The organism is Helicobacter pylori (assembly GCF_014496485.1).
GTDB lineage: Bacteria > Campylobacterota > Campylobacteria > Campylobacterales > Helicobacteraceae > Helicobacter > Helicobacter pylori_DD.
Genome location: NZ_JACTAX010000003.1, coordinates 34,458 through 59,836, shown reverse-complemented (window position 1 = coordinate 59,836; position 25,379 = coordinate 34,458). Strand labels below are relative to the sequence as shown.

The following is a 25,379-nucleotide window of genomic DNA, read 5'->3' as shown; positions in this document are numbered from 1 at the left end:
TATCCTTAATCTAATTTTAAATCTAATTCTTGCTCTAAAGCGTAAGAAACATCTAAAAGGCTTTGCTCATCAAAAGCCTTAGCAATGAATTGCATCCCTATGGGCAAGCCTAAAGGATCTTTAGCGACCGGCAAAGAAAGGGCTGGCAAACCGCTCAAATTCGCCCCAATCGTGTAAATATCGCTCAAATACATTTCTAAAGGGCTTGCATGGTAATTGAATAAATGAGCGCTCGTAGGGGCTACAGGGGTGAAAATCAAATCCACTTCTTCAAAAATCTTGTTGTATTGCTCTTTAATTATCAAACGCATTTGCTGGGCTTTCAAATAATAAGCGTCATAATACCCACTGCTTAAGACAAAATTCCCTAACATGATGCGCCGTTTCACCTCATCGCCAAAACCTTCACTGCGGCTTTTGAGATACAATTCTTTCAAATCTTTAATATTTTGAGCCCTCCTCCCGTAACGAACCCCATCAAATCTGGCCAGATTCGAACTCGCTTCAGCCATGCTGATAATATAATAAATAGAGATTTGATAATGCGAATCCAACATCTTTTTTTCCACAATCTCATGCCCCATTTCTTTCAAGGCTTTAATAGTGTTTTCATAAGCGAGTTGCACTTCATTGCTCGCGTCTTTAATGTGATCCCTTAAGATAGCGATTTTAAAGCGTTTGTCTCTGTTAAGGTTTTTAAAGGTTTGCGTGGGTTTGAGATTTATGCTCGTGGAGTCCTTGCTATCATACCCGCTAATAGCGTCAAATAAAATAGAAGCGTCTTCTACATTTTGCGTGATAGGCCCGATTTGATCAAAACTAGAGCAATACGCTATCAAACCATAACGGCTCACCCTCCCATAAGTGGGTTTTAACCCCACGCACCCGCAATAGCTCGCCGGCTGCCTAATAGACCCGCCCGTATCGCTCCCTAAAGCCGCCACCGCTAAGCCTCCCGCCACGGCTGCCGCGCTTCCTCCGCTACTCCCTCCAGGCACTCTGTTTTTGTCTCGTGGGTTTTTAGTGATCCCATAGCAACTAGACTCTGTGGTACTTCCCATCGCAAACTCGTCCATGTTAGAAAGCCCAAACCCTGCCATGCTGTTTTGGTGCAAGTTTTCCATCACGCTCGCATGATAAGGAGCGATATAGCCTTTTAAAATCTTACTGGAGCAAGTGATTTCCCACCCTTTAACGCTGATATTGTCTTTAATAAGGATTGGCACCCCTTTAGCGCTAGCGCCATTAAGGCTAGGGGCTTTAATATAAGCGTTCAAATCTGAAGCTCTAACCTTAGCGTCAATTTCGTTTTTAAGGGTTTCTAATTCATCTTGGGATAAAGAAAGGGCTTGTTTTAAAGTGATCATGTTTTTAGCCTTACAAAAAATTTAATGGTAGTTTAACATGCTTAGAGACAAAACGAGCTTATAAGAGCGTTTTTAAAAAGCGTTCAACTCGCTTATTTAAATCTTTTAAACTGGAGCTGTTGTCTATAATGTAATCGCTCATGGCGCGTTTTTGCTCTATATCCATTTGACAAGCTAAGCGCTGCAAGATTTCAGCTTCTTTGAGTTTGTCTCGCTCTAAAAGGCGCTCAATTTGTAAGGCCCTAGGCGCATAGACTAAAACCACTTTACTCACAGGATAGCGTTTTTTACCCCCCACTTCAAAAAACAAAGGGATGTCTAAAAAATACGCTTGATGATTTTTCTCTAATTCACAGGCTTTTTTAAGCATGCGTTCACGGATTAAGGGGTGCAAAAAATCCTCTAGCCATTTTAATTCATTAGGGTCTTTAAACACGATCGCGCCAAGTTTTTTTCTGTTTAAAATATCTTTTTCTAAAATATCTGATCCAAAATGTTGGGCGATTTCTAGCCGATGCTCTTGCAATAATTGGTGGGCGATCTTATCCGCATCTAGGATCTTATAACCTTGCGATTCTAATAATTTAAGGGTGGTGCTTTTACCGGTGCCTATCCCCCCTGTGAGAGCGATAGCGTTTTTTAAGATCATTTTAAGATTTGATATTGTCTTTAAAGACTTCTTGTAAATTTTTAGGCAAAGCGAATGCGGCCCTATGAATGTCTTCGTTATAGTATCTCACGCTTTTTAGCGCTTCTACTTTTGGCGTCATTAGATCTTTTAAGGGGTGGTTTTTAAAAGAAGCGTAAATATAACCCTTATTGCTCAAAATCCTTAAAGGCGCTACAAAAGGCATGGCAACAGCAAAAAAGTCGCCCATGTTTTTAAGGGCGTTTTGCATGCTCACATGCTCTAATAACGGGTGTTTGGCCACCGAAATAAACACCCCATCTTCTTTAAGCATTCTTTTTAAACCATCCACTTTATGAATATCTGGCTCTTGCAAGCAAAGGATCAAATCGTATTTTTTAATGTCTAAATCTAAGAGTTGTTTAGCGTGCGTGAAATTCTTATTATTTTTCACTTCATGGAAATGGGGGAAAAAACTAATGAAGCTATCTAAAATCTTTTCATCCGCTTGCACAAAATCTATACGCGTGTCGTATTTAAAAAGCTGGTGGGCTAATTCCAAATCAAACCCATCCACAATCAAAACTTCTTTAAGCTCTTTCTTGGTACAACCCCCCATATGAGCGAGCAATTCGCTTTCAATATGCAAAAAGTTCTTGAATAACAACTGGCGGTTGAGCATCGCAATTTCACCAAAATCCTTAGATTTAAAAATCTCTAAGATATTATGCTCGCTTCTAACATCTAATAATTTCGCTTCTATGGTGTATTCTTTACGCAAATACGGCGTGATTTCTTGGGTGATCCACATAAACATTCCTTACTTTTTAACAATATCCATGCCTTTGAAACGCTAACATGCTACCCAAAAAAATCTAAATTGTCGTAATAAACGCCCTAACTTTGGCATTCTAAAAAGAGTTCCGTATCGCTCTTAAAGCGCTCTTTTTTAAAATCCAAATCAATGCTAATGGCTTTATGCTGGCTGTCTAATTTATCGGTTGAATGCTTTTTTAACACCATTTGACACTTTGAAATCTCTATGGTATCTAAAGCCTTATTCTCTATCGTATAAACATTATCGCTCTTTTTTTCTAACAAAAAGGATTCATAAAAAGGCCTTAAACTCAAATCGCTGTTATTGGTGGTATAAACATACGAAGAAATTTTGCCCTTAAATTGCGCGATTTGCGTTTTAGTGTCATTAAAAGTGAAAGTTTGGATCTGGCGATCTTTATCGTTTTGATCTTTTAAAAAACGCTTCAAGGCTTTGGATTGGATTTCTACCAACCATTGATCCCCTTCTTTACTCATCACAATATCCCCATTTTTTAGGGGGTAGAAATCTTGTTGGGAATATTCAATGAGTTTTGGGTTTTTTGTTTTTCTTTTAGGCTTGTAAAGGAACGGGTTTTTTTGACTATTATTAGCGTTGTCATCATTATTATTGGGATCGTTTTGGTATAGGGGCGGGTTTTTTTCATTATTATCGCTTGGCTCATTCAACAAAATCACAGAAGTTTCAGGGTTAAAAGAATCATCTTCATCTTTAGTCAGTTGGAAAAAAGCGTTTCTTTCATTTGTAGGCTGATACACCATGTTTTGTAAAAAAATCGTTTCGCTAAAGACTTCATAATCCGAATCCACATAGCTGGGGCGTTTAGAGCCGTCATTTTCTTGCTCTTGGGCTTTTTTTTGCAACTTAATAAACCTTTCTTGCGAGCAAGCTAAAAAGCATATTAAAACCACTACTACCACGCTTATTTTTTTGACTAAAAACAATGCCAGACCCTTATTTAAGCTTTAAATAACTATAATATTGTAATCTAATTTTGATTAAATTGAAGCGATAAAAAAGATGAATACAAGCCATAAAACTTTAAAAACCATTGCGATTTTAGGCCAGCCTAATGTGGGGAAAAGCTCACTATTTAACCGCTTAGCTAGAGAAAGGATCGCTATCACTTCAGATTTTGCAGGCACTACACGAGACATCAACAAACGAAAAATCGCATTGAATGGTCATGAAGTGGAATTGCTAGATACAGGGGGCATGGCTAAAGACGCTCTTTTGTCTAAAGAAATCAAAGCCCTCAATTTAAAAGCCGCTCAAATGAGCGATTTGATTTTATACGTTGTGGATGGCAAGTCTATCCCTAGCGATGAAGATCTTAAGCTTTTTAGAGAGGTTTTTAAGATCAACCCTAACTGCTTTTTAGTGATCAATAAAATTGATAACGACAAAGAAAAAGAGCGATCTTATGCGTTTTCTTCTTTTGGCATTCCCAAGAGTTTTAACATCTCCGTTTCGCACAATAGAGGTATTAGCGCATTGATTGATGCGGTGTTGAACGCACTGAATTTAAATCAAATCATAGAGCAGGATTTGGATGCGGATATTTTAGAAAGCTTAGAAAATAACGCATCAGAAGAAGAAACTAAGGAAGAAGAAATCATTCAAGTAGGCATCATTGGGAGGGTGAATGTGGGCAAAAGCTCACTCTTAAACGCGCTCACAAAAAAAGAAAGGAGTCTTGTCTCTAGCGTGGCTGGAACGACCATTGACCCCATAGATGAAACTATTCTCATAGGCGATCAAAAAATCTGCTTCGTGGATACCGCTGGCATCAGGCATAGGGGTAAAATCTTAGGCATTGAAAAATACGCGCTAGAACGCACGCAAAAAGCCTTAGAAAAATCCCACATCGTGCTTTTAGTTTTAGACGTGAGCGCTCCTTTTGTGGAATTAGACGAAAAAATTAGCTCTTTAGCGGATAAACACTCTTTAGGCATCATTCTCATTTTAAACAAATGGGACATCCGCTACGCCCCTTATGAAGAAATCATGGCAACCTTAAAAAGGAAATTCCGTTTTTTAGAATACGCCCCCGTGATCACAACCAGCTGCTTAAAAGCGCGCCATATAGATGAAATCAAGCATAAAATCATAGAAGTCTATGAGTGTTTTTCCAAACGCATTCCCACGAGCTTGCTCAATAGCGTGATCAATCAAGCCACCCAAAAACACCCCTTGCCAAGCGATGGCGGGAAATTAGTGAAAGTGTATTACGCCACGCAATTTGCCACCAAACCCCCTCAAATCTCTCTTGTAATGAATCGCCCTAAAGCCTTGCATTTCAGTTACAAACGCTATTTGATCAACACCTTAAGGAAAGAATTTAATTTTTTAGGCACGCCTTTAATCCTTAACGCTAAAGATAAAAAGAGAACCCAACAAAATTAAATTTTTTATGCGTTAAACCCCCTTAAAAAAGCGTTTTTGCTTGATTTATCTTTAGGATTTGATTATAATTACCGCTCAATCAGTCAGGCTAAGCACTAAATCGCTTGGTTTTAGCATCTATTAGAAAAGGGGTTATCCACATGAACAAAGCGGAATTTATTGATTTGGTTAAAGAAGCGGGTAAATACAACAGCAAAAGAGAAGCTGAAGAAGCGATCAGCGCCTTTACTCTAGCGGTAGAAACAGCTTTAAGCAAGGGTGAGAGCGTGGAGTTGATTGGTTTTGGCAAATTTGAAACCGCAGAGCAAAAAGGCAAAGAGGGTAAAGTTCCAGGAAGCGATAAAACTTATAAAACCGAAGACAAACGAGTACCTAAATTCAAACCCGGTAAAATCCTTAAACAAAAAGTTGGAGAAGGCAAGTAAATTTGATCCACTCAGCAAGGGGCTTATCAATAGAGTTTCTTGCTTTCTTATAAAATGTCCTTGTAGCTCAGCTGGATAGAGCGTATGATTCCTAATCGTAAGGTCGTGGGTTCGAATCCCGCCAAGGACACCATTCGCACTATTTTTACTACCATAAGGATTTAAAATAGTCGTTGTTTGTGTTGTTGATGAAAAAGGTAATTAAAAGAAATTAAAAATTTAACCTTATCCTTAAAAAGCACTCAAAAAAATATTTTATTTCTCATCTTATTTAAAAAATATTCAAAGCATTTTTTACAATTAAAAAGATCTTTCAAAAAACAAGCGATAACCTCTTAAAAAAGCGCTCTTTAAAGGGTTTTTAGTTGTGGGTTGTAGGGGAGAATTTTTCAAAATGCCTCCTATCTATTAAGAAAATGGGTTTAAAAATCAAAATTAAAAAATGAGTTTTATCATCAAATAAAATCTTAAAACGATACAATCAAGCCATGAAAATCCCCTTTTTTAAAAAATTGAGTGATCCCTATTAAAAATTTAGGAAAGCCAAAAAATAAATCATAACCCCCTAGACTTTAAACTTAAAGCTCACTAGCCTTATAAGCTTAATAAGAATATCCGCATGACAAATCCATTCAAAAATGATATAATAGACTTGATGAACTCATTTTAAGGAAAATGCCCATGCGTTTGCACACTGCCTTTTTTGGTATTAATTCATTGCTTGTTGCCGCTCTTTTGATAAGCGGTTGCAGTCTCTTTAAAAAGCGTAACACTAACGCTCAACTAATCCCCCCTTCAGCTAACGGCTTGCAAGCCCCCATTTATCCCCCAACCAATTTCACCCCTAGAAAGAGCATTCAGCCTCTCCCAAGCCCTCGCCTTGAGAATAACGATCAGCCCATCATTAGCTCTAATCCCACTAACGCTATCCCTAACACCCCTATTCTCACGCCTAATAATGTTATTGAATTGAACGCAGTGGGCATGGGCGTGGCTCCAGAATCCACCATTTCGCCCTCTCAAGCCCTAGCTCTAGCCAAGCGAGCCGCTATCGTTGATGGCTACCGCCAATTGGGTGAAAAAATGTATGGTATTAGGGTGAACGCTCAAGACACCGTCAAAGACATGGTTTTACAAAATTCCGTGATTAAAACGAGAGTCAACGCTCTCATTCGTAACGCTGAAATCACTGAGACCATCTATAAAGACGGCTTGTGTCAAGTGAGCATGGAGCTTAAATTAGACGGCAGGATTTGGTATCGTATTTTGAGCGGAGCGAGAGGATAAACCCTCTTACTCTATAATCATGCGGTATTTTAAAAACGCTTTTTTATTATTTTTCATGACGCTTTTTCTTGTCTCTTGCTCCAAGCACCCTTTTTCTAAGCAAACCCCCAAAACTAGGGAGCAAATCAGACAAGAAGAAGCCAATAAAAAAAGAGAAGAGACTTTGAATGCCTTGCGCCAATTCAGGCTCATTTATATTAACACGCCGGTTTTTCGCTTTTATGATTACGGCACGATTAAAACCGATAAAGACCATAATATTGAAGTAACCCTTTACAAGCTCAGCCAAAGAGTGGGCGATATTTACATGACTAAACGAAACATTTGTTTTAGCCAAAAATGTTCGGCTAAATGGATTGCTGCAAGGGATTTGTTTGGTAAGGTGAGCTATGGGGATTTGTTTGATGACATTGTTTTAGGGAGGGATATTTTTAAAGGTTTAGGGAAACGCCACCTAACCCCTGAATATGTGATCCAAAGGTTTCAAAAAAGCGGGGAAATTATCCTTTATGAAAGAAAAAATGGCCTGATTTCTTTCCAAAATTTGACGCAAAAAATTGCTATTAGGATTGAACCCTATGAGCCTTCTTTACAAGATTTAGAAGATAATGAAAACGCTGATAGCGAGCTCCAATGAAAAACTTTTCCCCATTCTGTTATTTTAAAAAGCTCAAAAAACGCCATTTAATCGCTCTGAGCCTGCCTTTGCTTTCTTATGCCAATGGCTTTAAAATCCAAGAGCAAAGCCTAAATGGCACGGCTTTAGGCTCGGCGTATGTCGCTGGGGCTAGGGGGGCTGACGCTTCCTTTTATAACCCGGCGAATATGGGCTTTACTAACGATTGGGGCGAAAACAGAAGCGAATTTGAAATAACCACCACCGTGATTAATATCCCGGCCTTTAGCTTTAAAGTCCCCACGACTAATCAAGGCTTGTATTCAGTTACGAGTTTAGAAATTGATAAAAGCCAACAAAATATTTTAGGCATCATCAACACTATAGGATTAGGCAATATCCTTAAAGCGCTTGGCAATACGGCCGCTACCAATGGCTTATCACAAGCAATCAATCGTGTTCAAGGGCTTATGAATCTAACCAATCAAAAAGTCGTAACCCTCGCTTCAAATCCTGATTCTCAAATCGTGAATGGCTGGACGGGCACGACTAATTTTGTTTTACCCAAATTCTTTTATAAAACGCGCACGCATAATGGCTTCACTTTTGGGGGGAGTTTCACCGCTCCTAGCGGACTAGGCATGAAATGGAATGGTAAGGGGGGGGAATTTTTGCATGATGTGTTTATCATGATGGTAGAGCTTGCCCCTAGCATGAGCTACACTATCAATAAACGCTTTTCAGTGGGCGTGGGCTTAAGGGGGCTTTATGCGACCGGGAGCTTTAATAACACCGTTTATGTGCCTTTAGAGGGCGCTTCGGTTTTGAGCGCGGAACAGATTTTAAATTTACCCAACAATGTTTTTGCCGATCAAGTGCCAAGTAATATGATGACTTTATTAGGCAATATTGGCTATCAGCCAGCGCTTAATTGCCAAAAAGCCGGTGGGGATATGAGCGATCAGAGCTGTCAAGAGTTTTATAACGGCTTGAAAAAAATCATGGGTTATAGCGGTTTAATCAAAGCGAGTGCGAATCTTTATGGCACGACTCAAGTCGTGCAAAAATCTAACGGGCAAGGCGTATCGGGGGGCTATAGAGTGGGTTCGAGTTTGCGTGTGTTTGATCATGGCATGTTTTCGGTGGTGTATAATTCTTCAGTTACATTCAACATGAAAGGCGGTTTAGTGGCTATCACAGAGCTTGGCCCTTCTTTAGGGAGCGTTTTGACTAAAGGCAGCTTGAATATCAATGTTTCACTCCCCCAAACCCTAAGCCTAGCCTACGCCCACCAATTTTTTAAAGACCATTTAAGAATAGAGGGGGTGTTTGAGCGCACTTTTTGGAGTCAAGGGAATAAATTTTTAGTAACCCCTGATTTTGCGAACGCCACTTACAAGGGCTTAAGCGGAACGGTGGCTTCACTAGACTCTGAAACGCTTAAAAAAATGGTAGGCTTAGCGAATTTTAAAAGCGTGATGAACATGGGGGCTGGCTGGAGGGACACCAACACCTTTAGATTAGGGGTAACTTACATGGGTAAAAGCTTGCGTCTAATGGGCGCTATTGATTATGATCAAGCCCCAAGCCCTCAAGATGCGATAGGTATCCCGGACTCTAATGGCTATACCGTGGCTTTTGGGACTAAATACAATTTTAGGGGCTTTGATTTGGGCGTAGCGGGAAGTTTCACTTTTAAGAGCAACCGCTCCAGTTTGTATCAATCCCCAAGTATTGGGCAATTGAGAATCTTTAGTGCCTCTTTGGGCTATCGCTGGTAAAACATGCCAAATCATCAAAACATGCTAGATAACCAAACGATTTTAATCACCGGAGGCACTGGGAGTTTTGGCAAACGCTTTGTTCGTAAGGTCTTAGACACCACCAACGCTAAAAAAATCATCGTTTATAGCCGAGATGAATTAAAGCAAAGCGAAATGGCCATGGAATTTAACGATCCCAGGATGCGTTTTTTTATCGGCGATGTCAGGGATTTAGAGCGCTTGAATTACGCTTTAGAGGGCGTGGATATTTGTATCCATGCGGCCGCGCTCAAGCATGTGCCTATCGCTGAATACAACCCCCTAGAATGCATTAAAACCAATATCATGGGGGCGAGCAATGTGATTAACGCATGCTTAAAAAATGAAATCAGCCAAGTCATCGCCCTAAGCACCGATAAAGCCGCTAACCCCATTAACCTCTACGGTGCAACCAAATTGTGCAGCGATAAGCTCTTTGTGAGCGCGAATAACTTTAAAGGCTCTTCTCAAACGCAATTTAGCGTGGTGCGTTATGGTAATGTGGTGGGGAGTCGTGGGAGCGTGGTGCCGTTTTTTAAAAAATTAGTCCAAAACAAAGCGAGTGAAATCCCCATTACCGATATTCGCATGACACGATTTTGGATCACCTTAGATGAGGGGGTTTCTTTTGTGCTTAAAAGCTTGAAAAGAATGCATGGGGGGGAAATTTTTGTGCCTAAAATCCCCAGCATGAAAATGACTGATCTCGCTAAAGCCCTAGCTCCTAATATCCCTACTAAAATCATAGGGATTCGCCCGGGTGAAAAACTCCATGAAGTGATGATCCCTAAAGATGAAAGCCATTTGGCCCTAGAATTTGAAGACTTTTTTATCATTCAGCCCACCATAAGCTTCCAAACGCCTAAAGATTACACGCTCACCAGACTCCACGAAAAGGGTCAAAAAGTCGCCCCTGATTTTGAATACAGCAGCCACAATAATAACCAATGGCTAGAGCCTGATGATTTGTTAAAATTATTATGAATTTTTTAGAAGATTTGTTTTACCCCTTAAGATTGTTAGAAAACAAGCGCGTTTTATTGCTCGTGAGTGGCTCTATTGCGGCGTATAAATCCCTAGAATTAACGCGCTTGTTGTTTAAAAGCGGGGCTAGTATCCAAGTGGTGATGAGTGAGGGAGCGAAAAAATTCATCAAACCCTTAAGCTTTGAAGCTTTGAGCCACCATAAAGTCTTGCATGATTGTAATGAAAAATGGTATTACAACCACCAAAACAAATTGCACCACAACCACATCGCATGCGCTGCTAATTCTGATTTACTCATCTTTGCCCCTTTAAGCGCTAACAGCTTGTCTAAAATCGCTCACGCTTTAGCGGATAATATCGTAAGCTCAACTTTTTTAGCTTGCCCTTCCCCTAAAATCCTAGCCCCTAGCATGAACACTAACATGCTCAATTCCCCTATCACTCAAAGTAATTTAAAACGCTTGAAAGATTCCAACCACATTATTTTAGACACCCAAAACGCCCTTTTAGCATGCGACACTAAAGGCGATGGGGCGATGGCTGAGCCTTTAGAAATCCTTTTTAAAGCCGTTCAAACGCTTTTAAAAGACGCTTATTTTGAAAACAGAGAAGTCATAATCATGGGCGGTGCGAGCGTGGAAAAGATTGACAGCGTTCGAGTTATTAGCAATCTTTCTAGCGGGATTCAAGCGAGCGCGTTAGCTTTGGCGTTATATTTTAAGGGAGCCAAAGTAACTTTGATTGCATCAAGCTTCCCTACCCCTTTGCCTAAAGAAATCACAAGCGTTTTAGTCAGCGACACCGCTTCTTATGAAAACGCCTTAAATAACGCCGCTAAAAACTTGCAAAAACATGCCTTAAAACCCCTACTTTTCAATTTAGCCGCCATTAGCGATTATGTGCCTAAAACTTCTTTTAACCATAAGCTTAAAAAAAGCGAAATCGGCGAAACCCTAAACATTGAATGCGTTCAAAATAAGGATTTACTGGCTTCTGTCAATCCTAACCAATTCGTTAAAATCGGCTTTAAAGCTGAAGACGATCAACAAAACGCCATGCAAAATGCACAAAATCTTTTAAAACCTTCTCAAAATAACGGTAAGGATTGCTCTGTGGTCGCTTTAAACCTCATTAAAGATTTGCGCCCTTTTGGCTCATTAGAGAATGAATTGTGGCTTTTTAGCCATAAAAAAACCCAAAAAATCCCTTCTATGAACAAATTAGAAGCGAGCTTTAAAATCCTTGATTTCATCAAAGACAACGCCCTTTAATGCTAGAAGCTCTAAACGCCCTAAACCAGCTTAACGCCCTTCATTCCAAAAACGCCGCGCACCATTTTAACGCCACTTTACCCATTCTTTTAAAAGTGCTAGAAAAACAAGATAAAGATCTTTTTCTTTTGCAAGTGGGCAATAAAATTATCCCCACTAAAAGCGAACAGGAATTGAAAATCAATCAGCCTTATTTTGCGACTATGCAAAGAAATCAGCTGGGCGATATTGTGCTTAAAAATTTAGTGCCTGCCCCAAAAATCTTAGACGCATTAAACGATTTGCCCACCCTTGAAATGAAACAAATCAAAGAAATATTGAGCGCCAAAGACAATACCCCTTTAAAAGAATACAAAGAACTTTTGAGCGAAAAATTAGTCCATGCTAAAAATCCGCAAGAGTTTTTGAATACAGCCAACATGCTTTTAAGCTTGCAATCGCAGGTTTTAAGCTTTGTAATTGAAAACGAACGCAAAAAAGCCTTTTTGCAAATGAAAGCCAAAAAACAAAGCGTTGATTTTTACGCTCTGTATCCTAACTTGGGCGAAATTGGCGGCGTTATTTATCTAAAAGAAAAAGAGAAACAACTTTTTTTAAAAACCACCCTCCAAAGGACCAAAGAGGTTTTAAAAGAGGCTCAAAACACCCTTTTAGGCTTTTCTTTTGTGGAAATTGTGTGCGAAAAAACCCCTATGCTTTTTGCCTTTGAAGAGCGCTTATTGGATACGATAGGATAAAACTTTTAGCGTTTTAAAACGCCTTTATGATGGATTTAAGCGCTTTTAAATCCAATAAAAAAGCGATACCCTTTTTTTACTTTAATCCATGCAAAATTTTAGAATTCCTCACGCATTGTTTAAAAGTTTTCCAACCGCTAAGGCTTTATCTTTGGCTTGTGTGATCGCACTAATGACGGCGATACCCCCATATTCGTGCAATTTTGAAGCGTTATCTGTCGTGATGCCCCCAATCGCTATAAGGGGTTTTTCTACCCCGCTGTCTCGTATTTTTTTTAAAAGCTCTACGCCTACAACTTCTTTAGCGTCTTTTTTAGATGGTGTGGGGAAAATAGGGCCTACCCCTAAATAGGCTACGCCGTCTAAATGGCGCACTTTTAGGGCTTGCTCTAAAGTATTGACGCTCAAACCGATAAAAAGGCGCTTTTGGCATAAAGTTATTACCTCTTCTATAGCCATGTCTTCTTGCCCCACATGCACGCCATCAGCCTTTAATTCTAGCGCGAGTCGCACCTCATCATTAATAATAAAAGGCACGCCGTATTTTTTGCATAATTTTTGACACTCTAGGGCTAATTGTTTGATTTCAACAGGATCTTGTAAGGCTAAATCGCCTTTTTGGCGGAATTGAAACGCTGTGATTTGAGATTCTAAAGCTAATTCTAAAGTCTCTAAAAGCGCGTTTGTCCTATCGCCTTTTATATGGTAGAAATCTTGCGAACCAGCCACAAACATGAGTTTCAAACAATTCGCATCAAACATGCTTTTTGATGCTCCACAAATTCAAAGGCCCATGCCCATGCCCAATGTTTAAGGGGTTTTGAATGATGATAGTTAAAAGCTCTTTAGCCTTTGTGATAGCGTTTTTTAAATCCAGCCCTTGAGCGAGTAAGCCCACAATCAAGCTAGATAAAACACAGCCCGTGCCATGCGTGTTTTTGGTGTTAAAGCGCTTGGCGTTTAGGATAAATTCAATATCTTCTAAAAACACCCAATCGTTGCTAAATTCCCCTTGAAAATGCTCTGTATGCCCCCCTTTAATCACGGCGTTTTTAACGCCTAAATCCCTTAAAACGCCCATCGCTTTTGAAGCGCTTTCATCGTCTCGCACTTGAACGCCTGTGAGCGCATAGACTTCAGGGAGGTTAGGGGTTAGTAAATGGGTTTTAGGTAAAAGGCGTTTTTTTAAGCTTAAAATCGCATCTTCTTCTAAAAGCAAAGCCCCATTCTTTGCCACCATCACCGGATCTAAAACGCACAACCCAAAATCGCAAGTTTCTAAAGCGTCTGCCACGCATTCAATGATTTGATTATTGCATAACGCCCCTATTTTGAACGCTTTGATAGAAAAATCATCTCTAATGGCTAAGATTTGCGCTTCCACGCTCTCAACGCTCAACGGATAAACCCCATGCACGCCCTGTGTGTTTTGCGCGGTGATGCAAGTGATCACGCTTGTCCCAAACACGCCCAAAGTTTGGAACGCTTTCAAATCGGCTTGTATCCCAGCACCCCCACCGCTATCGCTGCCAGCAATGCTTAAAACTTGCGGATAAATTTTCACCACTCTTCCTTAATAAGGCTGTTTTCTAACTCTATGGGCAAGCTTAGAGCGTCTAAAAAATAAAACAAGAACGAACCATTGGAGCCGTTATTTTCCAACACTTTTTTTTGTGCATTAAAAGCGGCTTGTTTATAGAGCGCGCAAAGTTGCGCCATAGAATCTAAGGGGTCTTTTTTCAAACCTAAAAAGCTCGCGCACGCTGCTGTGTGCAAACACCCAGCCCCAGTAATGAGTGCTAAATACTCGCTCCCCCCACTGATGCTAAAAACTTTTTTCCCATCGCTCACGTAATCTATTTTACCCGTCATTACCGCTATCACAGAATACTTTTGAGCCGCTCGTTTGATTATTTCTACAGGCGTGTTGGCATAGTGAGAGTCTAGCCCCTTACTTTCGCAAGAAATACCCACTAAAGAGCCTAATTCTGCAGCATTACCCCTAAGCGCGCTAATCCCACCACTTTTTAAAAGCTCTAAACTTGTGTCATGGCGCAAAGCACTCGCGCAACACCCCACAGGATCTAACACGATGGGTTTATTCAAAGCCTTGTAACGTTTGATAGCCTCTTTAGTGCATAAAATGGTGCGTTCATTGAGAGTGCCAATATTGATAGCGAGCGCGTCAGAAATTTTCGCTAAATCTTGCATCTCAGCAATGGCATCGCTCATTAAAGGCGATGCCCCTAAGGCTAACAAACCATTAGCCACAAATTGCGCCACCACATAATTGGTGATATTATGCACTAAAGGGCGTTTTTGGCGTAATTCTTTTAACATCACAAGCCTCCTTAAATTTTCTTTTATTTTATACAAAAAATCCATTGAGCGACGCTTTTTTTGAGTTTTAATATAAAAGCGTTCATGAACTATTTTTCATTCACCTCATCTTTTTTGATCTCATTTTTCTTAAATATAGCGCTAGTGAGATCACAAAAGCGGTGGAAAAAACGAGAAAGGTTTCATTATATCAAAGAATATTATTTTTTTATTCCTTGCGTTTTGTGTGCGTTTGTGGGATAAATAAGCTATAATCCCATTTTTCAAAAGACATTTTTAAAAGGGGTTTGAATGGTATTTGACAGAACGATAAGCGTGAGAGAGAAAAAAGCGGCTAAGGCGCTTGGGGTCGTTGGGGTGGTCTTTTTTATATTGTTTGGCATTGTAATAAGCGGGGTGGCTTTTCAAAAAGAGTGGGTGCAACAATTGGATTTATTTTTTATAGACTTGATCCGCAACCCTGCCCCCATTCAAGGGAGCGCGTGGCTTTCTTTCGTGTTTTTTAGCACATGGTTTGCGCAAAGCAAGCTCACCACTCCTATAGCCTTACTCATTGGCTTGTGGTTTGGGTTTCAAAAACGCATCGCTTTGGGGGTGTGGTTTTTCTTTAGCATCTTATTAGGTGAATTCACCTTAAAATCCCTTAAGCTTTTAGTGGCGCGCCCACGGCCTGTAACCAATGGCGAATTGGTTTTCGCGCATGGCTTTAGTTTCCCCAGCGGGCATGCTTTAGCTTCAGCGCTTTTTTATGGCTCTTTGGCGTTGTTGTTATGCTATTCTAACGCAAACAATCGCATTAAAACTATCGGTGCTATCATCTTACTTTTTTGGATTGTTTTAATGTCGTATGATAGGGTTTATTTAGGGGTGCATTACCCTAGCGATGTTTTAGGAGGGTTTTTATTAGGGATTGCTTGGTCGTGTTGCTCTTTAGCGCTTTATTTGGGGTTTTTGAAACGCCCTTATAATCAATAAAGGCTTTATTTAACCAAACACTGACAACTAAAATTTTTAGAATTCTATTTTTTGATAAAACTCATTCTCTTAAGGGGATAGGGGGTATTTTGCGATAATACCCCCTTAACCCCCTTAAGAAACCCCCTAACCCCCAAGACCGCTTTTTCAATAAGCTATCGCTTGATTAAAATCAAGCTCTTTGTTATTTTTTACAAAAACGCTTGAAGCGTTTTTAAAATCTCGTTTTTTAAAAAGAAAGTGATGGGTTGGGGTATAACTCCTCTTTCTTTTTAACCTCATCAAATTCATCTTTATAGCGGTATGAGTGAGCCGGGTCATAATCCACAACGCTCTTTAAAAAACCGCTGAATTTTTCATTTTTGCCGCTAAGCTCCAAAGCCACGGTGTAATCAATCTTTTCTTTGTATTTAGCGTTCAATAAAATAGCGCTTTTATCCTCATCAGTTCTCAAATCAATCACGCCAATCCCAAAACTCGCATGCAAACGCTTCAATAAATCCATGAGTTGGGGATTATGCGTATCAATATGACGGCCCACTAAATACCCCTCATTAGCCCACGAGCTGTTAGAAATCGCTTGAAAATAACATTCCCTGCAATTATGCACGCTGATTTCTTTTTTCAATTCAAAGCTCACCAGTTTAACGGGCAAAGTGTCAAATTTCTTAGAAAAAGCGATTAAATTTTCATTAGACAATTCAGCGTGCAAAAACCTAACCCCCACCATGTCCGGATAAAGCCACCTGTCCATGCCCTTTGGCGATTTCACACTCTCTTCGTGAAAAATGGTTTTCGTGTAGCATTTCAAATTTTCATTATAAAAAGCCATGTAATTTAAAAAGGGGTGCAAATCTCTTTCATGCGCGATTTTATTATGCACGATTTTAACGCTTGGAGCACTTGGCTTTTGAGTATTCAAAACCGGCTCATTCATCGCACTTTTTAAAGCGATTAAGGTTGGTTTTTCTTGCACTTTTTTAAAAGGCAGTTCTTCGCCCTTGTTTAAGGCTGTATAAATATAAGAACTAACGCTCTGGTGTGGGGTTTCGCCCCCACAATCAAACATTTTTGTAATCTCGCCTTTTTCAAAAAGCTCTTGGGCTTTATGATAAATCTCAGTAACCTTAATAGGCTCTTTAATCGCTTCTAAAACGCTTTGAATGATTTCAATGTCTCGTGGTTTCATTTTTTGCTCGCCAAATACTCTTCATAACTGCCTTTAAAATCAATGATTGAAGCGCCTTTAGGGCTTGGGACTAATTCAATAATCCGGTTAGCATACGCATCAATGAGCTCTCTGTCGTGGCTTATGCAAATCACTGCCCCATCAAATTTAAAGAGCGCTTCGCCCAAAGCGATAATGGCTTCTAAATCCAGGTGGTTGGTTGGCTCATCTAAGACTAAGAAATTCCCCCCCTCTAGCATGAGCTTGGATAAAACCATTCGGTGTTTTTCGCCCCCGCTTAAAGCGTTCACGCATTTTTCTTGCTCTTCGCCATTAAAAAGCATCCTCCCTAAAGCGTTCCTCACCTCTGCGCTTTCAATCTTTTTATTGAAATTGAAAAGCCATTGATACAAGGTCTCTTCCCCACTAATTTCTTCGCTCACGTTTTGAGGAAAATACCCTCTTGAAACCGTCGCTCCCCATTTCACCACGCCCTTATCCGGCTTTAACTCTTCTACTAAAATTTTACAAAGCGTGGATTTACCCACGCCGTTTGGCCCTATGAGGGCGATCTTGTCTTTAGGCATCACTTTCAAGCTCACTTGATTTAAGATAATTTGGTCGTCATAACTTTTAGAGATGTTTTCGCATTCTAAAGCTTCATTACCAATGGTGCGTTTGGGTTTAAAGATAATGCTAGGATCCCTCCTGCTAGATACCGCTAAACTTTGAATGTCTAATTTATCCAGTTGTTTTTGGCGGCTGGTGGCTTGCTTGGCTTTAGAAGCGTTAGCGCTAAAACGAGCGATGAATTTTTCTAGCTCTTCTTTTTCTTTGAGTTTTTTATTGCGTTCGGCCTCTTGCTGTTTAGCGATCAGAGTAGAAGCGATATACCAATCGTCATAATTCCCGCTAAATTCGCGCACGCTGTGGAAATCCAAATCCAAAATATGCGTGCATACCGCATTTAAAAAATGCCTGTCATGGCTAATGACTACCATCGTGCCTTCATGGCGTTTGAGGTTGTTTTCTAACCATTCAATGGCGTTTAAATCCAGGTTGTTAGTCGGCTCATCTAAAAGCAAAATATCCGGTTTAGGGAATAAGACTTGAGCGAGAAGGATTTTAAATTTATCGCTGCTTGGCAAGGTTTTCATCAAATCATTGTGCCTAGAGCTAGGAATGCCTAAATCTTCTAAGATTTTTTCAATCACCACTTCGCATTCATACATGGGATCTTCTTCCACGCAAATGGTTTCTAACTCCCCTAATCTCGCATTCACTTTATCATCGCTCAAATCGCCTTCGGTGTATAAGCGCTCTTTTTCTTTGATAGCGTCATACAAACGCTTATTGCCTATCAAAACCGCATCTTTAAGGCTCAAATCTTCAAAAGCGTATTGATCCTGCCCTAAAACCCCCATTCTCATCCCGCTTGTGATGATGACTTCCCCACTACTGCAATCAATGCTCTTGCTTAAAATCTTTAAAAAAGTGGACTTTCCTGCCCCATTAGCCCCAACCAGCCCGTAGCGCTTGTTTTTATCCAGCTTGATATTCACGTTTTCAAACAATTTTTTAGTCGCATAGCGTTGCGTTAAGTTGATGGTTTGCAGCATCTTATGATTTCCTTATTTTTGGGATTAGATTATAGAAAGTTTATTGTAGCGTTTTCTTTGCAATATTGTAACCCTTGCTCATTACGGTTATTCATAAGGCCTTTGACGCCCAAAATTTGATCGAGCCTATATCATTTCCTCTTGATTTTTTATTCAATTTAAGGTAAAAATAATGTTTTAAAGCAAAAAAGGATCATGTCATTGAAAGTGTTTGATTACGAAGATGTCCAACTCATTCCTAATAAATGCATCGTGAATAGCCGTTCAGAGTGCGATACGACCGTTATTCTAGGCAAACACGCGTTTAAAATGCCCATAGTCCCGGCCAACATGCAAACAATCATCAACGAATCGATCGCAGAATTCCTAGCAGAAAATGGCTATTTCTACATCATGCACCGCTTTAATGGATCGGCAAGAATCCCGTTTGTCAAAAAAATGAAAGAACGCCAATGGATCAGTTCCATCAGCGTTGGGGTGAAAAAGGAAGAATATCTTTTGATAGAAGAGTTAGCCAAGCAAGGATTAACGCCAGACTATATCACAATCGATATTGCGCATGGCCATTCAAATTCTGTCATTGAAATGATCCAACGCATCAAAACGCGTTTTCCCGAAACTTTTGTGATTGCCGGGAATGTGGGCACGCCAGAAGCAGTCCGTGAATTAGAGAACGCCGGTGCTGACGCTACAAAAGTTGGCATCGGGCCTGGGAAAGTGTGTATCACTAAAATCAAAACAGGCTTTGGCACGGGTGGTTGGCAACTAGCGGCTCTTAGGTGGTGCGCTAAAGCAGCAAGAAAGCCCATTATTGCAGATGGCGGCATTCGCACGCATGGCGATATCGCAAAATCCATACGCTTTGGCGCGACAATGGTAATGATTGGCTCGCTTTTTGCAGGGCATGAAGAATCATCTGGAGAAACAAAAATAGAAAATGGTATCGCATACAAAGAATATTTCGGTTCGGCATCAGAGTTCCAAAAAGGTGAAAGGAAAAATGTTGAAGGTAAGAAAATTTGGATCCAACATAAAGGCTCGTTAAAAGACACGCTGATTGAAATGCATCAAGATTTGCAATCTTCAATCTCCTATGCAGGCGGGAGAGACCTTGAAGCGATTCGAAAAGTGGATTATGTGATTGTGAAAAATTCAATTTTCAATGGGGACACAATCTAAAAAGATTGATAAAACGAAAGCAAAAGACAGAAAAAAGGGTTTTCAACCTCTTTTTCAAGCGATTTGCTTTGACTTGGGTTTTTGTTGTTTTTTGATCCTTTCTTTATTTTCATCGCATCTTGTTGGATCATTTTTTTTTTATATAATGCTAGCTTCCATCATCTCAATCTTAAGGGTTTTTGTTTGTTATTCAACACGCCGTTATTCATCTTTGCTTTTTTGCCTGTTGTCTTTTTAGGGTATTTTATCTTGCAAGCTTATGCTAAAAATCCCCTGTTCCCTAAACTATGGCTCGTATTGGCTAGTTTGTTTTTTTATGCTTTTTGGAATGTGAAGTATTTGCCCTTATTGGTTGGCTCTATTATTTTTAATTATTTTGTGGCTTTGAAAATCACCCAGCCAAATGCCTATAAAAGATTATGGCTTATTTTGGGCTTGATCGCTAATGTTTCACTTTTAGGATTTTTCAAATACACTGATTTTTTCTTAACCAATTTCAATCTGATATTGAAGAGCCATTTTGAAACCTTGCATTTAATCTTGCCTTTAGCGATCAGCTTTTTCACTTTGCAACAAATCGCTTACTTGATGGACACTTACAAGCAAAATCAAACGCATGCAGCCCAAAACGAGAGAGAGAGAGAGAGAGAGAGTGAAAACGCTCCTATTTTATTAAATCCCTCTACTTCATTTTTTTCATTTTCGCATTTTTTAGATTACGCTTTATTTGTGAGTTTCTTCCCTCAACTCATTGCAGGACCCATTGTGCATCATAGTGAGATGATGCCTCAATTTAAAGATAAAAACAATCAATTTTTGAATTACAGAAATATCGCTTTAGGCTTGTTTATCTTTTCTATCGGTTTGTTTAAAAAGGTCGTGATTGCGGATAATACCGCTCATTTTGCTGATTTTGGATTTGATAAGGCGACCAGCTTGAGTTTTATTCAAGCATGGATGGCGTCTTTATCTTATTCGTTCCAGCTGTATTTTGATTTTAGCGGTTATTGCGATATGGCTATAGGCATTGCCCTCTTTTTTAATATCAAACTCCCTATCAATTTCAATAGCCCCTATAAGGCTTTGAATATCCAAGATTTTTGGAGGAGGTGGCATATCACTTTAAGCCGCTTCTTAAAAGAGTATTTGTATATCCCTTTAGGGGGTAATAGGGTGAAAGAATTAATCGTGTATAGGAATTTAATTTTAGTGTTTTTGATTGGGGGGTTTTGGCATGGGGCTGGTTGGACTTTTATCATTTGGGGGCTATTGCATGGGATTGCTTTGAGCGTTCATAGAGCGTATTCTCATACCGCTATAAAATTTCATTTCACTATGCCAAAGATTTTAGCATGGCTCATCACTTTTAATTTCATCAATCTTGCATGGGTGTTTTTTAGAGCCAAAAATTTAGAAAGCGCTTTGAAGGTTTTAAAGGGGATGGTTGGTTTGAATGGCGTTTCGCTTTGCCATCTTTCACAAGAGGCATCAGAGTTTTTAAATCGTGTCAATGATAACATGATCATGCACACCATGATGTATGCATCCCCCACATTTAAAATGTGTGTTTTGATGGTAATCATCTCTTTTTGTTTAAAAAATAGTTCCCATTTATACCAATCCAATCAAATGGATTGGATTAAAACGACAAGCGCTTGTTTGTTGCTCTCTGTAGGTTTTTTATTTATTTTTGCCAGTTCTCAATCGGTATTTTTGTATTTTAATTTTTAGGACACTAGCATGGAGTTTTATAAAAAACAGACTTTAATCATTGTTTCTTTTTGTCTCTCTCTTCTTATAGGTGTTGGATTGTTTAATTATCTAATCGATCCTTTTGAGTATTTCAGGAAAGCAAAATACCCCATTGATTGGCATGAAAGAGTTGGGGCGAATTTATCGCATTTTGAAGGAGTGATCAAGCATTACCCTTATAACAGCTTGTTAATAGGAACAAGCATCAGTTTGAATTTTAGCCTTAAAGATATTCATAACTTATTAGGGTTGGAAAAACCCATCAAACTCACCGTCTCTGGTATGAATATTGGAGAAATATTATCATTGCTTCCTTTTGCTTTCAAGCACCAACCAGTCAATACCGTTGCCATGGATTTGGCTTTTTTTGAATTTATTTTGAACAAGGAATCCAAATACTTTTTTGAATACCCCTATTTTACTGGAGGTTTTGTGTATTCATACAACTTTAGAGTCTTTAAAAACGCATTGTTCTACTTTTCTAAAGATTACCTCAAAATTAAAGAAAAATCTTTTTGCAAATTCAATTCTTGGTTCCAATTATATGATTTTTGCAATAGCGTTTTAAATCGTTATGATTATAATTTCATGTTTGGTCATAATAACCCCTATGACTATACGCTGGATAATGTGAAAAGATCCTATTTATCAGCGTTAAAAAATCCTAATCAATTAGCCATAGATGAAGAAAATGCTTATAAAATCACCAAACAGCTAGGGGATTTTATTCAAAAACACAGCGATAAACATTTTATTTTATGGACAAGAACGGACTCGCTTTTAAAATATAAGGTTTATAACCATACCATTTTAACACGCAATCTAAACACCATCCACAACGCCTTAAAAGCGCTTTTAAAATACCCTAATGCAGAAATCCATGACCTACGCACCATGCCATTAGCTAGAGAGATAAAACACTATAAGGATATAGGGCATTACTCACTCCCAATAACATTGATTCATTCAAGCAAAAACTCATCCAAACGATAGAAAACTATCAAATCCCTAAAGAAATTCAAAATTAGGGCTAATTTTTACGAGCGAAATGCCTTTCAATGCAATCGCATAAGATATGGATCATAAGAATGTGCATTTCTTGGATTCGTGGGGTATCATCGCTAGGGACAACCAAAGCCATATCGCTTAAAGGCTTCATTTTCCCCCCATCACGCCCCGCTAAACTAAGCGTTTTCATCCCTAAATCTTTGGCTTTTTCATAAGCTTTTAGGACATTTTTGGAATTACCGCTTGTAGAAATCCCTATCAAAACATCGTTTTTTACCCCCAACGCTTCCACTTGTCTGGCAAACACTTCTTCATAACCATAATCGTTCGCAATGGCGGTAAGGGCTGAGGTATCGGTGCTTAAACTTATTGCACTCAAGCCTTTCCTTTCTAGTTTATAGCGCCCGGTCAATTCAGCGGCAAAATGCTGCGCATCGCTCGCGCTCCCCCCGTTACCGCAAATAAGGATTTTCCCTTGATTTTCTAAAGTTTCTATCAAAAGATAAACGCTTTGTTTTAACGCTTCTTGCAAACTTTCTAAACTTTTTTCTAACGCTTCCTTATGGGCTAAAAATTCTTTTTTAATTAAACCATCAATCATTGCATGTCCTTTTAATTTTTTCTATGATAGCGCTTGTGGAATAACCTTCTTCAAACTCCATCAAGCGGGTTTCTTTAGCAAACTCGCTCCCTATGATTTCTTTATTGAGATAGTCCGCTCCCTTGACTAAAATATCAGGCCTTAGGGCTTGAATTAATTTGATTGGCGTGTCTTCTTCAAACACCACGACATAATCCACGCAAGACAGACTCGCTAAAAGAAACGCTCTGTCTTTTTCGCTCACTATGGGGCGTTTATCCCCCTTAAGCCTTTTAACGGAATTATCGCTATTTAACCCAACAATGAGAATATCCCCTAAAGCTTTAGCCTTTTGCAAATAACTCGCATGCCCTTTATGGAGGAGATCAAAACAGCCATTGGTGAAAACGATTTTTTGCTGATCTAAAGTTTCTAACAGCTTTTCTAAAGGGAGGATTTTAGGGTGCGTTTGGTTTAAAATCAAAGCGATTTCTTCTAAACTCGCTAACGCGCTCCCCATTTTACCCACCACCACCGCCGCAGCCGCATTGGCAAACTCGCAAGCATCTTTCAGGCTTTTTGATTCTAATAAAGAAAGCGTTAAAGACGCTATCACCGTATCGCCTGCCCCCGTTACATCATAAACTTCTTTAGCGATAGTGGGGCAATTGACTAGCTCGCCTTTTTCTAAAAAAGCGATGCCTTGTTCGCTCAAAGTTACTAAAGGCATAGCGATTTGATAAGTTTCTTTTAAGATTTGGAGCGCTTTTGATAAATTCGCATGGCTGTCTAATTTCAAATGGAGCGCATGCTCTAATTCAGCGCGATTAGGCGTGATCAAACTCGCATGGGAATATTTGCTATAATCTTTCCCTTTAGGGTCGCATAAAATGAGCTTGTGGTGTTGGTTGGCTAGAGCGATCATTTTTTGAGTGAGTTCAAAATCCAACACGCCCTTATTGTAATCTGAAAGGATCACGCCATCTATTTCTTGGATCTTTTCTGTGAAAAAATCTAAAAGTTTTTTTCTTAAATCAGCGTTTAAGGGGTCTTTGATTTCCTTATCCACGCGCGCGATTTGCTGGTTTTGCGCGATAATGCGCGTCTTAAGCGTGGTGCAACGGGTTTTATCTATTAAGACGCCTGAAGTGTCAATCCCTCTTGTTTTTAAAGCGCTAATGAAATGCTTGCCTTCTAAATCATCGCCCACTACCCCACATAAAAAGACTTTAGCTTTTAAAGAGATAAGATTATTAGCCACATTGGCCGCTCCGCCTAAATTCTTGCTCTCTTTTTTGACTTCTAAAACAGGCGCAGGGGCTTCAGGAGAAAGGCGTTCGCTCTTCCCCCACAAATAATAATCAGCGATTAGATCGCCTACGACTAGGATTTTTTTCATGCGTGTTGTCCTTTAAAAATCGCATGGATATGGGGCAAATAATCTTTAATGCCACTTTCTAAATCGTATAAAGGGGTGTAATCCAAATCCAAAATAGTAGGTTCAATGTGCGCTTGGGTGTGCTTTTGGAAAAAAGCGTAAGGGTTTTTAATATAGCTCACTTTAAAATCCCCTAAATGCTCTTTTAAAATGCTAACGATTTCATTATAACTTCTGGCTTGCGAATAGCCCACATTATAAACCCCGCTTTTTTGAGCCTTCATCGCTTTCACATTCGCTTGGATCACATCTTCAATATAGACAAAATCCCTTAATTGCTCGCCAAATTCAAAAAGCTTGACTTCCTTAAACGCCATCGCGCCTAAGGCGAGCTGTAAGATCATAGAGGCGGTTTTTTCTTTATAAAATTCCCTAGGCCCATAGACATTAAAATACCTTAAGCCCACTTGAATGTTATCGCTTGAATGCGAAAGAATAAATTCGTCCATGCAAAGCTTGGAAAAGCCATAAACATTTTCAGGGCTTTCGTTTGAGCCTACCACATTGGGGGCTTTGGTGTTGCCATAAACGCCCGCTGAAGAAGCGTAAATCACTTTAGCTTTTTTTGATCGAGCGATTTCTGAAAGGTTTAAAAAAGCCTGATAGTTGGTCTTCATCACTAATTCTTGATCCAGCATGGTCGTATCAGAAACAGCCGCTTGGTGGAACAAATAATCAAAATGCAACTTTTCTAAATGCCTTAAATCTAAGGGGTTATTAATATCAGCTACAATCACTTCACCCTTAAAACCGATCAAATTCTTAAAATGCCCTAAAGAACTCGGGCGGTTATTACTGAAAAGCGTGTTACTGCGGAATTTATCCAAAATGATTACTTTAGCTTTAGGGTGGTTCTCTTGAAAATAAAAGGCCAAATTACTGCCTACAAAGCCAGCCCCACCGGTGATTAAAATCGTTTGATTTTCTAATCCATCATCAATATAACGCATTCTTAT

Annotated in this window: 23 protein-coding genes, 1 tRNA gene and 2 pseudogenes; 13 read left to right on the top strand and 13 right to left on the bottom strand. The window is 39.4% G+C overall.

Features of this window, described 5'->3' with window-relative positions; all coding sequences use genetic code 11:
• Positions 1-5 precede the first annotated feature (5 nt).
• The 4 genes from gatA to IC572_RS02330 all read right to left on the bottom strand — a co-directional run bounded on the left by gatA (position 6) and on the right by IC572_RS02330 (position 3,777).
• Positions 6-1,367: an Asp-tRNA(Asn)/Glu-tRNA(Gln) amidotransferase subunit GatA gene (gatA, locus tag IC572_RS02345; RefSeq protein ID WP_187854941.1), complete on the bottom strand. Its 1,362-nt coding sequence runs from the start codon at positions 1,365-1,367 to the stop codon at positions 6-8.
• Positions 1,368-1,425: 58 nt separating this feature from the next.
• Positions 1,426-2,016 carry a dephospho-CoA kinase gene (gene coaE, locus IC572_RS02340; protein WP_187854940.1) on the bottom strand — a complete coding sequence of 197 codons (591 nt, stop codon included), beginning with the start codon at positions 2,014-2,016 and terminating at the stop codon, positions 1,426-1,428.
• 1 nt (position 2,017) lies between these two features.
• The gene (locus IC572_RS02335) at positions 2,018-2,806 is read right to left on the bottom strand and encodes a spermidine synthase (RefSeq protein ID WP_187854939.1); all 789 of its coding nucleotides are present in this window, start codon (positions 2,804-2,806) and stop codon (positions 2,018-2,020) included.
• Between the two features lie 86 nt (positions 2,807-2,892).
• Positions 2,893-3,777 carry a hypothetical protein gene (locus IC572_RS02330; protein WP_187854938.1) on the bottom strand — a complete coding sequence of 295 codons (885 nt, stop codon included), beginning with the start codon at positions 3,775-3,777 and terminating at the stop codon, positions 2,893-2,895.
• Positions 3,778-3,853: 76 nt separating this feature from the next.
• Here IC572_RS02330 and der point away from each other — a divergent pair, with 76 nt between their 5' ends.
• The 9 genes from der (at position 3,854) to IC572_RS02285 (ending at position 12,364) form a co-directional block, all read left to right on the top strand.
• A complete protein-coding gene (gene der, locus IC572_RS02325; protein WP_187854937.1) occupies positions 3,854-5,239 on the top strand; it encodes a ribosome biogenesis GTPase Der in 1,386 nt (461 codons plus the stop codon).
• A gap of 140 nt (positions 5,240-5,379) precedes the next feature.
• On the top strand, positions 5,380-5,664 hold the full coding sequence (locus IC572_RS02320) for an HU family DNA-binding protein (RefSeq protein WP_001029080.1): 285 nt from the start codon (positions 5,380-5,382) through the stop codon (positions 5,662-5,664).
• A gap of 56 nt (positions 5,665-5,720) precedes the next feature.
• Positions 5,721-5,797, top strand: a tRNA-Arg gene (locus tag IC572_RS02315).
• A gap of 548 nt (positions 5,798-6,345) precedes the next feature.
• Positions 6,346-6,951, top strand: coding sequence for an LPP20 family lipoprotein (locus IC572_RS02310; RefSeq protein ID WP_001236594.1), 606 nt, complete (start codon positions 6,346-6,348; stop codon positions 6,949-6,951).
• A 19-nt stretch (positions 6,952-6,970) separates the two neighbouring features.
• Positions 6,971-7,588, top strand: coding sequence for an HP0838 family lipoprotein (locus IC572_RS02305; protein ID WP_187854936.1), 618 nt, complete (start codon positions 6,971-6,973; stop codon positions 7,586-7,588).
• A complete protein-coding gene (locus tag IC572_RS02300; RefSeq protein WP_187854935.1) occupies positions 7,585-9,348 on the top strand; it encodes an OmpP1/FadL family transporter in 1,764 nt (587 codons plus the stop codon). Before IC572_RS02305 ends, IC572_RS02300 begins: the two co-directional genes overlap by 4 nt.
• Before the next feature lie 21 nt (positions 9,349-9,369).
• Complete coding sequence (gene pseB / locus IC572_RS02295; RefSeq protein ID WP_025453876.1) at positions 9,370-10,353, top strand: UDP-N-acetylglucosamine 4,6-dehydratase (inverting); 984 nt, start codon at positions 9,370-9,372, stop codon at positions 10,351-10,353.
• Positions 10,350-11,627, top strand: coding sequence for a bifunctional phosphopantothenoylcysteine decarboxylase/phosphopantothenate--cysteine ligase CoaBC (gene coaBC, locus IC572_RS02290; RefSeq protein WP_187854934.1), 1,278 nt, complete (start codon positions 10,350-10,352; stop codon positions 11,625-11,627). The genes pseB and coaBC overlap by 4 nt, the downstream gene beginning before the upstream one ends.
• A complete protein-coding gene (locus IC572_RS02285) occupies positions 11,627-12,364 on the top strand; it encodes a hypothetical protein (protein ID WP_187854933.1) in 738 nt (245 codons plus the stop codon). Before coaBC ends, IC572_RS02285 begins: the two co-directional genes overlap by 1 nt.
• A 108-nt stretch (positions 12,365-12,472) precedes the next feature.
• Here IC572_RS02285 and thiE read toward each other — a convergent pair whose 3' ends face one another.
• The 4 genes and pseudogenes from thiE to IC572_RS07715 all read right to left on the bottom strand — a co-directional run.
• The gene (thiE, locus tag IC572_RS02280; RefSeq protein ID WP_187854932.1) at positions 12,473-13,126 is read right to left on the bottom strand and encodes a thiamine phosphate synthase; all 654 of its coding nucleotides are present in this window, start codon (positions 13,124-13,126) and stop codon (positions 12,473-12,475) included.
• The gene (thiD, locus tag IC572_RS02275; protein WP_187854931.1) at positions 13,119-13,928 is read right to left on the bottom strand and encodes a bifunctional hydroxymethylpyrimidine kinase/phosphomethylpyrimidine kinase; all 810 of its coding nucleotides are present in this window, start codon (positions 13,926-13,928) and stop codon (positions 13,119-13,121) included. The genes thiE and thiD overlap by 8 nt, the downstream gene beginning before the upstream one ends.
• Complete coding sequence (thiM, locus tag IC572_RS02270) at positions 13,925-14,704, bottom strand: hydroxyethylthiazole kinase (protein ID WP_187854930.1); 780 nt, start codon at positions 14,702-14,704, stop codon at positions 13,925-13,927. The genes thiD and thiM overlap by 4 nt, the downstream gene beginning before the upstream one ends.
• A gap of 177 nt (positions 14,705-14,881) precedes the next feature.
• Positions 14,882-14,971: pseudogene (locus IC572_RS07715) on the bottom strand (type I restriction endonuclease); the annotation flags it as partial.
• A gap of 24 nt (positions 14,972-14,995) precedes the next feature.
• Here IC572_RS07715 and IC572_RS02265 point away from each other — a divergent pair.
• Complete coding sequence (locus IC572_RS02265; RefSeq protein WP_187854929.1) at positions 14,996-15,679, top strand: phosphatase PAP2 family protein; 684 nt, start codon at positions 14,996-14,998, stop codon at positions 15,677-15,679.
• Positions 15,680-15,908: 229 nt separating this feature from the next.
• Here the strand turns inward: IC572_RS02265 and IC572_RS02260 are convergent, their stop codons facing one another.
• The gene (locus IC572_RS02260) at positions 15,909-16,868 is read right to left on the bottom strand and encodes a COG2958 family protein (RefSeq protein WP_187854928.1); all 960 of its coding nucleotides are present in this window, start codon (positions 16,866-16,868) and stop codon (positions 15,909-15,911) included.
• Positions 16,865-18,466, bottom strand: a complete 1,602-nt coding sequence (locus IC572_RS02255) for an ABC-F family ATP-binding cassette domain-containing protein (RefSeq protein WP_187854927.1) — start codon at positions 18,464-18,466, stop codon at positions 16,865-16,867. Before IC572_RS02255 ends, IC572_RS02260 begins: the two co-directional genes overlap by 4 nt.
• A 201-nt stretch (positions 18,467-18,667) precedes the next feature.
• Between IC572_RS02255 and IC572_RS02250 the strand changes: the two genes are divergently transcribed.
• From IC572_RS02250 to IC572_RS02240, 3 genes and pseudogenes are all read left to right on the top strand, one after another.
• Entirely contained in the window at positions 18,668-19,645 is a 978-nt protein-coding gene (locus IC572_RS02250) for a GMP reductase (protein WP_187854926.1), read from the top strand.
• A 183-nt stretch (positions 19,646-19,828) separates the two neighbouring features.
• A complete protein-coding gene (patA, locus tag IC572_RS02245) occupies positions 19,829-21,376 on the top strand; it encodes an MBOAT family peptidoglycan O-acetyltransferase PatA (RefSeq protein WP_187854925.1) in 1,548 nt (515 codons plus the stop codon).
• 9 nt (positions 21,377-21,385) lie between these two features.
• A pseudogene (locus IC572_RS02240) lies at positions 21,386-22,425 on the top strand (hypothetical protein).
• Positions 22,426-22,427: 2 nt separating this feature from the next.
• Here the strand turns inward: IC572_RS02240 and gmhA are convergent.
• From gmhA to rfaD, 3 genes are read right to left on the bottom strand one after another with little or no spacing between them, the layout of a single operon-like run.
• Complete coding sequence (gene gmhA / locus IC572_RS02235) at positions 22,428-23,006, bottom strand: D-sedoheptulose 7-phosphate isomerase (RefSeq protein WP_187854924.1); 579 nt, start codon at positions 23,004-23,006, stop codon at positions 22,428-22,430.
• The gene (rfaE1, locus tag IC572_RS02230) at positions 22,999-24,384 is read right to left on the bottom strand and encodes a D-glycero-beta-D-manno-heptose-7-phosphate kinase (protein ID WP_187854923.1); all 1,386 of its coding nucleotides are present in this window, start codon (positions 24,382-24,384) and stop codon (positions 22,999-23,001) included. The genes gmhA and rfaE1 overlap by 8 nt, the downstream gene beginning before the upstream one ends.
• On the bottom strand, positions 24,381-25,373 hold the full coding sequence (gene rfaD, locus IC572_RS02225; RefSeq protein ID WP_187854922.1) for an ADP-glyceromanno-heptose 6-epimerase: 993 nt from the start codon (positions 25,371-25,373) through the stop codon (positions 24,381-24,383). Before rfaD ends, rfaE1 begins: the two co-directional genes overlap by 4 nt.
• Positions 25,374-25,379: the final 6 nt, after the last annotated feature.